Annotated in this window: 11 protein-coding genes; 9 read left to right on the plus strand and 2 right to left on the minus strand. The window is 70.8% G+C overall.

Annotation, left to right across the window (positions count from 1 at the left end; translation table 11 throughout):
* Positions 1-15: 15 nt before the first annotated feature.
* Both ACY0MJ_RS07945 and ACY0MJ_RS07950 read right to left on the minus strand, forming a co-directional pair.
* Entirely contained in the window at positions 16-1836 is a 1821-nt protein-coding gene (locus tag ACY0MJ_RS07945) for an AMP-binding protein (protein WP_462637822.1), read from the minus strand.
* Positions 1833-2696 carry an amidohydrolase family protein gene (locus ACY0MJ_RS07950; RefSeq protein WP_462637824.1) on the minus strand — a complete coding sequence of 288 codons (864 nt, stop codon included), beginning with the start codon at positions 2694-2696 and terminating at the stop codon, positions 1833-1835. The genes ACY0MJ_RS07945 and ACY0MJ_RS07950 overlap by 4 nt, the downstream gene beginning before the upstream one ends.
* A 104-nt stretch (positions 2697-2800) precedes the next feature.
* On the opposite strand from ACY0MJ_RS07950, the gene ACY0MJ_RS07955 reads away from it, so the two are divergent.
* The 9 genes from ACY0MJ_RS07955 to ACY0MJ_RS07995 all read left to right on the plus strand — a co-directional run bounded on the left by ACY0MJ_RS07955 (position 2801) and on the right by ACY0MJ_RS07995 (position 13306).
* Positions 2801-3577 carry a crotonase/enoyl-CoA hydratase family protein gene (locus ACY0MJ_RS07955; protein ID WP_462637825.1) on the plus strand — a complete coding sequence of 259 codons (777 nt, stop codon included), beginning with the start codon at positions 2801-2803 and terminating at the stop codon, positions 3575-3577.
* Positions 3574-5454 (plus strand): feruloyl-CoA synthase, encoded by a 1881-nt coding sequence (locus tag ACY0MJ_RS07960; RefSeq protein ID WP_462637826.1) that lies wholly within the window; start codon positions 3574-3576, stop codon positions 5452-5454. Before ACY0MJ_RS07955 ends, ACY0MJ_RS07960 begins: the two co-directional genes overlap by 4 nt.
* Positions 5451-6215: an SDR family NAD(P)-dependent oxidoreductase gene (locus tag ACY0MJ_RS07965; protein ID WP_462637827.1), complete on the plus strand. Its 765-nt coding sequence runs from the start codon at positions 5451-5453 to the stop codon at positions 6213-6215. Before ACY0MJ_RS07960 ends, ACY0MJ_RS07965 begins: the two co-directional genes overlap by 4 nt.
* Positions 6216-6250: 35 nt before the next feature.
* A complete protein-coding gene (locus tag ACY0MJ_RS07970; protein ID WP_462637828.1) occupies positions 6251-7387 on the plus strand; it encodes an ABC transporter substrate-binding protein in 1137 nt (378 codons plus the stop codon).
* A 157-nt stretch (positions 7388-7544) separates the two neighbouring features.
* Positions 7545-8582, plus strand: coding sequence for a branched-chain amino acid ABC transporter permease (locus ACY0MJ_RS07975; protein ID WP_462637829.1), 1038 nt, complete (start codon positions 7545-7547; stop codon positions 8580-8582).
* A complete protein-coding gene (locus ACY0MJ_RS07980) occupies positions 8582-10351 on the plus strand; it encodes a branched-chain amino acid ABC transporter ATP-binding protein/permease (RefSeq protein WP_462637830.1) in 1770 nt (589 codons plus the stop codon). Before ACY0MJ_RS07975 ends, ACY0MJ_RS07980 begins: the two co-directional genes overlap by 1 nt.
* Positions 10351-11097: an ABC transporter ATP-binding protein gene (locus tag ACY0MJ_RS07985; protein WP_462637831.1), complete on the plus strand. Its 747-nt coding sequence runs from the start codon at positions 10351-10353 to the stop codon at positions 11095-11097. Before ACY0MJ_RS07980 ends, ACY0MJ_RS07985 begins: the two co-directional genes overlap by 1 nt.
* Positions 11097-12824 carry an acyl-CoA dehydrogenase family protein gene (locus tag ACY0MJ_RS07990; RefSeq protein WP_462637832.1) on the plus strand — a complete coding sequence of 576 codons (1728 nt, stop codon included), beginning with the start codon at positions 11097-11099 and terminating at the stop codon, positions 12822-12824. The genes ACY0MJ_RS07985 and ACY0MJ_RS07990 overlap by 1 nt, the downstream gene beginning before the upstream one ends.
* Positions 12825-12826: 2 nt before the next feature.
* On the plus strand, positions 12827-13306 hold the full coding sequence (locus tag ACY0MJ_RS07995) for a MarR family winged helix-turn-helix transcriptional regulator (RefSeq protein WP_462637833.1): 480 nt from the start codon (positions 12827-12829) through the stop codon (positions 13304-13306).
* Positions 13307-13377: the final 71 nt, after the last annotated feature.

Raw genomic sequence — 13377 nt, forward strand, 5'->3', positions numbered from 1 at the left:
GGGGATGACGACGGTTCAGGCGCTGAACCGGAACGTCGTTTCGGTGGCGATCGCCCCGAGCGCATTGCGCAGTCGCTGCTCGAGCGCCGCATCACGCGCCGCTTCGACCTTCACCTCGGCCACGCACGCCGCGCCCTTCTCGCTCGCGCTGACCTCCAGCGCCACCCCCGGGGCCGCCGCGACCAGCACTTCCTGCAGCTTCAGCTCGGTCGCGCGCAGCCGCAGCGCCGGCTTGTAGACCTTGCCGACCGCCGTGGTCGGCAGCGCGTCCAGCACGACCACGCGCTTGGGGACGGCGGGACGCTCGTACACCTTGGGCGCGACCTCGGCGAGCACGGCCTCGCCGCCCGCCTGCACGCCCGGCTTCAGCGTGACGAAGGCCGCCGGCACCTCGCCGGAATGCGGGTCCGGCTCGGCGACGACGGCGCACATCGCCACGGCCGGATGCGCGAGGAAGGCATCCTCCACCAGGCCCGGGTCGATGTTGTGCGAGCCACGGATGATCACGTCCTTGGCGCGGCCGGTGACGTGCAGGTAGCCCTGAGCGTCGGCATGGCCCAGGTCGCCCGAGACCAGCCAGCCCTGCTCGAACATGCCGGCGTTGCGCGCCGCATCGGTGTAGCCCGGGCTCATGTGCGGCCCGCGCAGCACGAGCACGCCGGTGTCGCCGGTCGCGCATTCGCCATCGAGCTGCACCTCGCCCTGCCAGGGCGCGATCTTCACCTCCGTGTACGGCAGCCGCAGCCCGGCCGAACCCGGCACGCGCGGGGCGTGGAAAGGCTCGATGGAGACCAGCCCCGCGCACTCGGTCATGCCCAGGATGTTGCGCACCGCGATGCCCAGCGTCTTCTCGAAGCGCACGGCCAGCTCGGTCGGCAGCGGCGAGCCGCCGGTGTAGGCCACCTGCACGCGCGAGATGTCCGCGTCCACGGGCAGGTTGCACAGGTTCGCAAGGATGGTGGGGACGCAGGCGAGCGCCGTCACGCCCTCGCGCTCGCAGAACTTCCAGTAGTGGCGCAGGAACGCGGCGTTGCGCATGCCGGTGACGGTGGGAAGGACCTGCATCGCGCCGATCGCCAGCAGCGCAAGGCCGTAAACGAAGGCGCCGGCGACGTGGAACAGCGGAAAGCCGTTGATCTCCACCGTGTGCTCGTCGAAGCCGTAGAAGCGGTGCGCGAACCAGCTCGTGTGCGCCTCGTTGCCGTGCGTGTGCTGCACCAGCTTGGGCGCGCCGGTCGTGCCGCCGGTGTGGAACAGCGCCGCGATGCGCTCCGGCGCCAGCTGCGGATCGAACTGCAGCGTGTCGGGCTCCTGCGCGAGCGCCTCCTCGAAACCGTCGCCGATGCGCAGCACCGTGCGGCCGGCGAGCCCCGGCACCTTCTGCACGGCCGACCAGACGTCCAGCTCCGGGTTGGGCCCCAGCGCGACGACGACCTTGGCGCCGCTCGCTTCCAGCAGCGCGCCGACGTGCTCGGGCTGCAGCATGAAGTTGATCGGGCAGGCGCGGCCCGCGAGCTGGGCGCCCCACAGCGCGTACTGCGTGGACGGGATGTTGGGCGCGAGGATCGCCACCGCGTCATCCGGCCCGACGCCCTGGCGGCGGAACAGGTTGGCCGCGCGGTGGATGTTCGCGAGCAGCTGCGCATACGTGATGCGCTCGGGCGCCGTCGCGAGCTCGCCGTCGGGCAGGTACGTGAACGCCGTGCGTTGCGCAAAACGCTCCGCCGCCCGCGCGATCAGCCCGTACGTGGTGCGGGCCGGGGTCGCCTGCTCGTAGGGCGTGCGCTCCAGCGCCTCGATGTCGGCGAGGCCGCGGAAGAACGAGGGCGCGCTCACGCCAGCCCCAGCAGCCGCACGGCATTGCCCTTGAGGATGCCGGGCATCACCTCGGGCTTGAAGCCGGCTTCCTCGAAGTCCTTCATCCAGCGCTCGGGCGTGATCAGCGGGTAGTCGCTGCCGAACAGGATGCGGTCCTTCAGCAGCGTGTTGGCGTACCGCACCAGCTGCTTCGGGAAGTACTTCGGGCTCCAGCCCGAGAGGTCGATCCACACGTTCGGCTTGTGCGTCGCCACCGAGAGCGCCTCGTCCTGCCAGGGAAAGCTGGGATGCGCCATCACGATCTGCATGTCGGGGAAGTCGATGGCGACGTCGTCCAGGTGCATCGGGTTGCTGTACTCCAGCCGCAGGCCGCCGCCGCAGCGCATGCCGGAACCGATGCCGCTGTGGCCGGTGTGGAAGATCGCCGGCATCTTGTGCGCATTGATCACCTCGTAGATCGGCCACGCCATGCGGTCGTACGGGTGGTAGCCCTGCACCGTCGGGTGGAACTTGAAGCCCTTGACCCCTTCTTCCCTGATCAGGCGCTCGGCCTCGCGCGCGCCCATCTTGCCCTTGTGCGGGTCGATGCTGGCGAAGGCCATCATCATGTCGCTGTTCTCGCGCGCGGCCTGCGCGATCTCCTCGTTCGGGATGCGGCGGCGGCCCAGCTTGGACTCGCTGTCGACGGTGAACATCACGAGGCCGATCCTGCGTTCGCGGTAGTAGGCGATGGTCTCGGCGATCGTCGGGCGGCGGCTGCTGCGGAAGTACTTGTCGGCCGCGCGGTCGTACTCCTCGCCGTAGTTGTCGAAGGGGTTCCAGCAGCTGACTTCCGCGTGCGTGTGCACGTCGATGGCGATGAGGTTGGCGTGGTCCATGGGCGTGTGCGGTGGCGGGGAGGGACCTAGGGTAAGCCCTAGGGTGGTGTGCTTGAGTTCGTTATTGTTTATAACAAATAATCCCCGGACTCCGCAAACGCTTCATGACCTCCAGCAAAGACATCCAGCTCGAGATCGATGGTGACGTCGCCATCGTCCGACTCAATCGCCCCGCCAAGCGCAACGCCGTCTCCGACGGCCTGGTGCTCGCCGTCCGCGACACCTTCCAGAACCTGCCCTCCACCGTGCGCGCGGCCGTCCTCGACGGCGCGGGCGAGCACTTCTGCGCCGGCCTCGACCTCTCCGAACTGAAGGAGCGCGACGCCGGCGCCGGCCTGCACCACTCGCGCATGTGGCACGGCGCGCTGGAGGAAGTGCAGTACGGCCCGGTGCCCGTCGTCGCGGCGCTGCACGGCGCCGTCGTCGGCGGCGGCCTGGAGCTCGCCGCGGCCTGCCACATCCGCGTGGCCGACGCCACCACCTTCTACGCGCTGCCCGAGGGCGCGCGCGGCATCTTCGTGGGCGGCGGCGGCGCCGTGCGCATCCCGCGCCTGATCGGCGCCGCGCGCATGGCCGACATGATGCTCACCGGCCGCGTCTACCAGGCCGAGGAAGGCGAGCGCGCCGGCTTCGCGCAGTACCTCGTGCCGGCCGGCCAGGCCTTCACCAAGGCGCTGGAGCTGGCGAAGCGGGTGGCGCAGAACGCGCCACTGACCAACTACGCGCTGATGCACGCGCTGCCGCGCATCGCCGAACAGCCGGCCGACCAGGGCTTCCTGACCGAGGCGCTGATGGCGGCCATCGCGCAGAGCGCGCCCGAGGCCAAGCAGCGCGTGCGCGATTTCCTCGAAGGCCGCGCCGCCAAGGTGGGCAAGGAGTGAGCCCCGTGAGCACCGCAGCCTCGCCGCGCTACCGCCCGCTTCGCTTCGGCATCACCCGCGGCATCGTGCGCCAGGGCACGGGCGGCACCGTGTACCTGCGCTCCGACCAGGACCTGCAGGAGCACGCGCGCCGCATGACGGACCGGCTGGTGCACTGGGCCGAGACCGTTCCCGACCGGATCTTCATGGCCCGCCGCGAGCGCAACGCCGACGGCAGCACCGGCGACTGGAAGAAGATCACCTACCGCGAGGCCCTGGAGACGGCGCGCCGCGTCGGCCAGGCGCTGCTCGATCGCGGCCTCGGCCCCGAGCGGCCCGTGGCCATCCTGTGCGAGAACAGCCTCGAGCACGCCGAGCTGGCGCTGGGCTGCCTCTACGTGGGCGTCCCCTACTCGCCCGTGTCCGCCGCCTACTCCACCATCAGCCAGGACTACGACAAGCTGCGCCACGTGCTGAAGACGCTCACGCCAGGCCTGGTGTTCACCACCGACGCGGCACGCTACGGCAAGGCGATCCAGGTGAGCGTGCCGGCGGACGTGGAAGTCGTGCTGGCCGAGGGCGAGATCGAAGGCCGCAAGACGACCCGCTGGTCGGAGATGCGCGCGACCCGGCCCACCGCTGCCGTCGAGAAGGCGATGGCCGCCGTGGGCCCGGAGACGATCACCAAGTTCCTCTTCACCTCCGGCTCGACCAAGCTGCCCAAGGCGGTGATCAACACGCACGCCATGTGGTGCGCCAACCAGCAGCAGATGCGGCAGTCCATGCCGGTGCTGGCCGAGGAGCCGCCGGTGCTGGTGGACTGGCTGCCCTGGAACCACACCTTCGGCGGCAACCACAACGTCGGCCTGACGATCTACAACGGCGGCACGCTGTACATCGACGACGGCAAGCCGACGCCGGCGCTGATGGGCGAGACGCTGCGCAACCTGCGCGAGGTCGCCCCCACCATCTACTTCAACGTGCCGACCGGCTTCGAGGCCATCGCCCACGCGATGAAGTCCGATGCGGTGCTGCGCAGGAACCTGCTGTCGCGGGTGCGCATGTTCTTCTACTCCGGCGCGGCGCTGGCCCAGCCCGTGTGGGACCTGCTGCACGAGGTGCAGGAGGCCGAGATCGGCGAGCGCATCGTCATGGGCACGGGCCTGGGCATGACCGAGTCCTCGCCCTTCGCGGTGTTCGTCACCAGCCCGGAAGTGAAGTCCGGCTACCTGGGCCTGCCCACGGCCGGCATGGAGCTCAAGCTCGTGCCCGTCGACGGCAAGACCGAGGTCCGCTACAAGGGCCCCAACGTCACGCCCGGCTACTGGCGCAACCCGGAAGCCACGGCCGAGTGCTTCGACGAGGAAGGCTTCTTCCGCACCGGCGACGCCGTGCTGTGGATCGACGAGAAGGACCCGAACAAGGGCCTCAAGTTCGACGGCCGCATCGCCGAGGACTTCAAGCTCGCGACCGGCACCTTCGTGAGCGTCGGCCCGCTGCGCGCGAAGATCATCGCCGCCGGCGCGCCCTACGTGCAGGACGCCGTCATCACCGGCCTGAACCGCAACGAGGTCGGCGCCCTGCTGCTGCCCACGCCCAAGATCCGCCAGCTGGCCGACCTGCCCGAGAGCGCCTCGCTGAAGGACGTGCTGGAAAGCGCGCCGGTGCAGCAGCACTTCCAGCGCGTCGTCGACCAGCTGGCGGCACAGGCCACCGGGAGCGCCAACCGCGTCGCGCGCCTGCACCTGATGCACGAGCCGCCCGACATCGACAAGGGCGAGGTCACCGACAAGGGTTCGATCAACCAGCGCGCCGTGCTCAAGGAGCGCGACGCCATGGTGCAGGCCTTCCACGAGGATCGCCTGCCCTTCACGCTCAAGCCGAAGGAGAAGGCATGAAGATCCAGGGACAGGCCGCGCTGGTGACCGGCGGCGCTTCCGGCCTCGGCGAGGCGACGGCGCGCGAGCTCGCGCGCCTGGGCGCCAAGGTCGCCGTGCTCGACGTCAACCTGGCGCAGGCGCAGAAGGTCGCGTCGGACATCGGCGGCGTGGCCTTCCAGTGCGACATCACCAGCCCCGACAGCGCCGCCGCCGCCATCGAGCAAGCCGCGGCGAAGAACGGTCCCGCGCGCATCCTGATGAACATCGCCGGCATCGGCACCGCCAAGCGCGTGGTGCAGAAGGACGGCAGCCCGGCGCCGCTGGAGGACTTCGCCCGCGTGGTGAACGTCAACCTCATCGGCGCCTACAACATGAGCCGCCTGTTCGCCGCCGCCTGCGCCAAGCTGGCGCCGCTGGAGGACAACGAGCGCGGCGTGATCCTGTTCACCGCCTCGGTCGCCGCCTTCGACGGCCAGGTGGGCCAGCAGGCCTACAGCGCGTCCAAGGGCGGGCTGGTCGGCATGACGCTGCCGATGGCGCGCGACCTCGCCCAGCACGGCATCCGCACCTGCACCATCGCCCCGGGCCTGTTCGCCACGCCGCTGATGCAGCAGCTGCCCGAGCCGGTGCAGCAATCGCTGGCCGCCTCCATCCCCTTCCCGCAGCGCCTGGGCAAACCCGGAGAGTTCGCGGAGCTCGCCTGCCATATCGTCACGAACACCCACCTCAATGGCGAGGTGATCCGCCTCGACGGCGCCCTGCGCATGGCGCCGCGCTGAACCCTTTCACCACAACGACCCCGGAGACCGCAAGCATGAAACTCGCACGCACCCTGATCGCCGCCGCCGTGGCGCTGTCCGCCGCCGGCGCCGCCCTCGCCGACATCACCATCGGCGCGGTCCTGCCGCTCACCGGCCCGGGCTCCGGCCTGGGCATCCCGATGCAGAAGCAGCTGCAGCTGTTCCCCAAGGAGATCGCCGGCGAGAAGGTCAACCTGATCGTCCTCGACGACGCCTCCGACCCGGGCAAGGGCGTGAGCAACACCCGCCGCCTGATCACCGAGGACAAGGTCGACCTGATCTACGGCTCGGGCCTGACGCCCGTGGCCGCCGCCATGGCGCCCGTGACGGCCGAGGCCAAGGTGCTGCAGATCGCCGGCTCACCGGTGGGCACGCCGCCCGGCGCGGACCACTGGCTGTTCCGCCTGCCGCAGGGCAACGACGTGATGGCGCACGCGGTCGTGGAGCACATGAAGGCCCACGGCGTGAAGACCATCGGCTTCCTGGGCTACACCGACGCCTACGGCGAGCTGTGGCTCAAGGCGCTGACGCCCCTGGCCGAGAAGAACGGCATGAAGATCGTCGCCGTGGAGCGCTTCGCCCGTACCGACACCAGCGTCACCCCGCAGGCACTGAAGCTCGTGTCCGCCAACCCGGACGCGATGGTCGTCGTGGCCTCCGGCTCCGGCGCCGCGATGCCGGAGATGGCCATCGTCGACCGCGGCTACAAGGGCAAGATCTACCAGACGCACGCCGCGGCCACGCCCGACCTGGTGCGCATCGGCGGCAGCAAGGTCGAAGGCACCTACGTGGTTTCCGGCCCGGCCGTCGTCGCCGAGCAGCTGCCCGACAGCCACCCGTCCAAGAAGGTCGCGACCGACTTCGTGACGAAGTTCGAGAAGGCCTACGGCCCCGGCTCGCGCAACCAGTTCGCCGGCCACTCCTACGACCTGGCCATCGTGCTGGAGAAGATCGTCCCCGTCGCCCTCAAGAAGGCCAAGCCCGGCACGCCCGAGTTCCGCGCCGCCCTGCGCGACGCCATGGAAACCATGGGCCGCACCGTCTTCGCCCACGGCGTGATGAACTGGACCAAGGACGACCACTGGGGATACACGAACGAAACGGGCGTGATGCTGAAGGTCAGCGGCGGCAAGTTCGTCGTCGAGAAGTAAGCGCCTCGCGTCGTTCCCGCGAAGGCGGGAACCCGCACCCCGTCATCCCCGCGGAGGCGGGGACCCAGGGAGGACGCGCGGCGCGCGTCCTTTTCCGCAAGCCCTGGGTCCCCGCCTTCGCGGGGATGACGACAAGTACAACGATTCGATCCCTCCCATGGACCTCTCCATCGCCGGCATCCTCGCGCTGGACGGCCTCACCAACGGGGCCGTCTATGCGCTGCTCGCGCTGGCGACCGTGCTCGTCTTCGCCGTCACGCGCGTGATCTTCATCCCGCAGGGCGAGTTCGTCGCCTTCGGCGCGCTGACGCTGGCCCTGTTCCAGACCGGCAAGGTGCCGGGCACCGTGTGGTTCCTGCTGGCGCTGGCCGTCGCCGCCGCGCTGGCCGACCTCGTCACCGGCTGGCGCCAGCGCCTGCCGGCCCGGCGCATCGCGAAGCAGGTGCTGCGCACCCTCGCGTGGCCCCTGATCGCCTCCGCGGTCGCCATCTGGGCCGCGCCACGCGGCCTGCCGCTGCCGTTGCAGGCGCTGCTCACGCTGGCGCTCGTCACGCCCTTCGGCTTCCTGATCTACCGCCTCGCGTACCAGTCGCTCGCCGAGGCCTCGGTGCTGGTGCTGCTGATCGTCTCGGTCGGCGTGCACTTCGCGCTGGTGGGCCTGGGCCTGTTCTTCTTCGGCGCCGAGGGCTTCCGCAACCCGAGCTTCTGGGATGCGCGCTTCTCCGCCGGCGCCGTCGCGCTCTCGGGCCAGGCGGTCATCATCTTCCTGGCGACGGTGGCGCTCATCGTGCTGCTGTGGCTGTTCTTCGAGCGCACGCTCACCGGCAAGGCGCTGCGGGCCACGGCCGTGAACCAGGCCGGCGCCCGCCTCATGGGCATCTCCTCGACCGGCGCTGGCCGCCTCGCCTTCACCATGGCGGCGCTGATCGGCGCGCTGTCCGGCCTGCTGATCGGACCGACCACCACGGTCTTCTACGACAGCGGCTTCCTGATCGGCCTGAAGGGCTTCGTCGCCGCCGTGTTCGCCGGCCTCTCCAGCTACCCGCTGGCGCTGGTGGGCGCGCTCGCCGTCGGCCTGCTGGAAAGCTTCGGCTCCTTCTGGGCCAGCGCCTTCAAGGAAGTGATCGTCTTCTCCGCCATCCTGCCGGTGCTGCTGTGGCGCTCGCTGGCCGACCCGCACGCGGAGGAGCACTGATGCCGCGCCTGCGCAAGTTCGCCTTCCCGCTGTTCGCGCTCGCGATGCTGGTGCTGCCGGCGCTGCCCGTGCCGGACTTCTGGATCACCCAGAGCAACTACATCGGCCTCTATTCGCTGGTCGTGCTGGGCCTCGTGCTGCTGACCGGCGTGGCCGGCCTGATCTCCTTCGGCCAGGCCGCCTTCGTCGGCATCGGCGCCTACACCGCCGCCTACATGACGGTGAAGCTCGCCGCCTCGCCCTGGCTGGCGCTGCCGGTCGGCATCGTGCTCGCCATCCTGGTCGCCCTGGTGCTGGGCGCGATCACGCTGCGCATGTCGGGCCACTACCTGCCGCTCGCCACCATCGCCTGGGGCCTGGCCGTCTACTACTCGCTGGGCAACATGGAGTTCCTGGGCAAATACGACGGCCTGCTGGGCGTGCCGACGCTCAAGATCTTCGGCATGGACCTGGGCACCGGCCGCGGGCTGCACGTGCTGATCTGGGTGATCGCCCTGCTCGCGGCCTGGGGCTGCGCCAACCTGCTCGACTCGCGGCCGGGCCGGGCGATCCGCTCGCTGCGCAGCGGCGCGACGATGGCCGAGGCGATGGGCATCTCCACCTTCCGCTACAAGCTGGTGGTGTTCGTGCTCGCAGCCGTGCTGGCGTCCGTCTCGGGCTGGCTGTTCGCCTTCTTCCAGCGCACGGTGAATCCCTCGCCCTTCTCCATCGGCAAGGGCATCGAGTACCTGTTCATGGCGGTGCTCGGCGGCATCTCGCAGGTGTGGGGCGCCTTCGCGGGCGCCGCCGTCGTGAAGCTGGTGGAAGACCAGCTGCAGGTCCTGCTGCCGCGCCTGATCGGCACCAGCGGCAACTTCGAGACCATCGTCTTCGGCATCGTGCTGGTCATCGTGCTGAAGTACGCGCCCGACGGCCTCTGGACCTTCGTCGTGCGCAAGCTGCCGCGCGCCGACCGGCCGCGCGACTGGGCCGACGCCGAGCCGCTGCCGGTGCGGCAGAAGCCGGCTCGCGGCGAGCCGCTGCTGCAGGTGCAGGCGGTGCGCAAGCAGTTCGGCGGCCTCACCGCCGTGAACGACGTGAGCTTCGAGCTGGGCGCCGGCGACCTGGTGGGCCTGATCGGCCCCAACGGCGCGGGCAAGTCCACCACCTTCAACCTGATCACGGGCGTGCTTTCGCTCACCGCCGGCCAGGTGCGCTGGCGCGGCGAACCCATCGGCGGCCTGCCCTCGCGCGAGATCGCGCGGCGCGGCATCTCGCGCACCTTCCAGCACGTGAAGATGATTCCCGAGATGACCGTGCTGGAGAACGTCGCCCTGGGCGGCTACATGCGCACGTCCTCCGGCACCACCCGGGCCATGCTGCGGCTGGACCGCGACGAGGAACGGCGCCTGTTCGCCGAGGCCGAGCGCCAGCTCGCCCGCATCGGCATGGCCGACCGCATGCACGAGCTCGCCGGCAACCTGGCGCTGGGCCCGCAGCGCCTGATGGAGATCGCCCGCGCGCTGTGCACCGACCCCGCCCTGCTGCTGCTGGACGAACCGGCGGCCGGCCTGCGCCACAAGGAGAAGCAGGCGCTGGCCGAGGTGCTGCGCCAGCTGAAGCGCGAAGGCATGAGCCTGCTGCTGGTGGAACACGACATGGAATTCGTCATGGGACTCACCGACCGCATCGTGGTCATGGAGTTCGGCACCCGCCTGATGGAAGGCACGCCCGCCGAAGTGCAGGCCAGCCCGCAGGTGCGCGCCGCCTACCTGGGAACGGAGCACTGATGGCCGCCTTGCTGCAGGTGCAGGAACTGCACGCCGGCTACGGCCGCGCCGAGGTGCTGACGGGCCTGAACTTCGAGCTCGCCGCCGGCCAGGTCGTCACGGTCATCGGCCCCAACGGCGCCGGCAAGTCGACGACGCTCAACGCGCTGATGGGGCAGCTGCCCTCGCGCGGCCGCATCCTCTTCGACGGCGAGGACCTCGCCGGCAGCACGCTGGAAGAGCGCGTGATGCTGGGCCTGGCCCTCGTGCCGGAAAAGCGCGAGCTGTTCGGCACCATGCCCGTGGAGGACAACCTGGTCCTCGGCGGCTTCCGGCCCATGAAGCTGCGCATCCCGAACTGGCGCGCCGGCCTGGAGCGCGTGTACGAGCTGTTCCCGCGCCTGAAGGAAAGGCGCACGCAGCTGGCCGGCACGCTCTCGGGCGGCGAGCGCCAGATGCTCGCGGTGGGCCGCGCGCTGATGGCGCAGCCCAAGCTGCTGATGCTGGACGAGCCGAGCCTGGGCCTCGCGCCGCTGGTCGTGCGCGAGATCTTCGCGATCATCGAACGGCTGCGCGCGCAGGGCGTCTCCATCCTGCTGGTGGAACAGAACGCCCGCGCGGCGCTGCAGGTGGCCGACTACGGCTACGTGCTGGAGACCGGCGAGATCAGCATGCAGGGGCCGGCGCAGCAGCTGGCCGGCGATCCGCGCGTCATCGAGACCTACCTGGGCGCGAACCGCGCGAGCCGGCCGGAGGAACACGCCTGATGGCCGACTACCGTCCCGATGCCGCCGACCACCTGTTCCTGCTGCAGGAGGTGCTGCAGGCCGGCGAGACGCTGCGCGCGCTGCCGGCCTTCGCCGAAGCGGACGACGCCCTGCTCGCGCAGGTACTGGAGGAAGCGGGCCGCTTCGTCGGCGAGGTCGTCGCCCCGCTGCAGGCGACGGGCGACAGCGTCGGCTGCCGTTTCGTCGACGGCCGCGTCATCACGCCGCCGGGCTTCGCCGACGCCTACCGCGCCTTCTGGCAAGCCGGCTGGCCGGCGCTCGCCTGCGCGCCCGAGGACGGCGGCCAGGGGCTGCCCTGGGTCCTGGAAGGCGTGCTGTACGAGATGCTCAGCGCCGCCAACCACGGCTGGACCATGGCGCCGGGCCTGCTGCACGGCGCCTACGAGTGCCTGAAGCACCACGGCAGCGACGCGCTGAAGGAAGCCTGGCTCGCGAAGATCGCCAGCGGTGAGTGGCTCGCGACCATGTGCCTCACCGAACCGCACGCCGGCAGCGACCTGGGCCTCGCGCGCACGCAGGCCGTGCCGCAGGCCGACGGCAGCCACGCGATCGGCGGCACCAAGATCTTCATCTCCGGCGGCGAGCACGACCTCACCGACAACATCGTCCACCTGGTGCTCGCCCGCGAACCGGGCGCGCCGCCCGGACCGAAGGGGCTTTCGCTCTTCCTCGCGCCGAAGTTCCTCCCCGACGGCAGGCGCAACGCGATCGCCTGCGAACGCATCGAGGAAAAGATGGGCCTGCACGGCAGCCCCACCTGCGTCCTGCGCTTCGACGGCGCGACCGGCTGGCGCGTCGGCGAGCCGGGCCGCGGCCTGAACGCGATGTTCGTGATGATGAACGCGGCGCGGCTGCACGTCGCGCTGCAGGGCATCGGCCTGCTCGACGCCGCCTGGCAGAAGGCCCATGCCTACGCGCAGGAGCGCACGCAGATGCGCGCGCCCGGCGCCCTGCGCGGCGAAGGCGCCGCGGACCCGATCATCCGCCACCCGGCGATGCAGCGCATCCTGGACACCGAACGCGCCTGGGTCGACGGGCTGCGCGTGCTCGCCTATCGCACCGGCATCGAGCTGGATCGCGCCCGCCACGATCCCGACGCGGAGCGCCGCGCGGCGGCCCAGCAGTGGTGCAGCCTCGTCACGCCCGTGCTCAAGGCCATTTCGACCGAGCAGGGCTTCGGCGGCGCGAGCCGCTGCCTGCAGGTGTTCGGCGGCCACGGCTACGTGCGCGAATGGGGCGTCGAGCAGATCGTGCGCGACGCCCGCGTGACCATGATCTACGAGGGCACCAACGAGATCCAGGCGATCGACCTGCTGGTGCGCAAGGTGCTGCCCGACGGCGGCGCGGCGCTGGGCGCGCTGCTGGACACGCTCGCCGACGGGCTCGACGCGCAGCGCGACGCGCCGCTGCTCGCCCGCTTCGCCGCGCTGCGCTCGCTCACGCGCGAGCTCGTGGCGGCCGCGCAGGACCATCCGACCCTGCCCTACGAGGCCGCCGACGACTACCTGCGCGCCGTGGGCCTGGCCCTGTTCGCCTGGGCCTGGCGGGCGATCGAATCCGCGCCCGGCGCCGATGCTCCGCGCTGGCGCGCGCCGGCGGCCGCCGCCCGCCTGCGCATCCTGCCCGAGTTCGAGCTGCGCTCGCAGATCCTGCAGGCGCAGTGCCGCGCCGCCGTCGCGCCGGACGCGCGCCCCTCCTTCGCCTGATCATGGCCCGCACCGCAACGCCTTCCCGCACCGCCCCCACCGCGTCCGTCGAGGAGGTCGACACCAGCTTCCTGGAAACCCTCCTGGGCTACAACGCGCGGCGCGCCGCGCTGGCCGTGATCGACGTCTTCCTGGAGCGCATGGCGCCCTACCAGCTGCGGCCCGTGGACTTCTCGGTGCTGTCGCTGGTGGCGCACAACCCGGGCATCACCTCGCGCCAGCTGTGCGCCACGCTGGGCATCCTGCCGCCCAATCTGGTCGGCATGGTGGGCGCGCTGGAAAAGCGCGAGCTGATCCGCCGCCACCCGCATCCCCGCGACGGCCGCGCCATGGGCCTGCACCTGACCGCGGCCGGGCAGAAGCTGATGCGCGACGCCGAGAAGACGGCCGCCGCGCTGGAAGCCGACGTGGCGGCGCGCCTGAGCCCGGCGGAGCTGCGCACGCTCATCGGCCTGCTGAAGAAGGTGTACCAGCCCGCCTGACGTTGCGGCCGCGTCACGCCTGCTATTTTTTGTGTAGCAGGATCGCTTAAACTCCCCGTCCCGCCCCGCCC

This window comes from Ramlibacter sp. bp-362 (assembly GCF_054956735.1).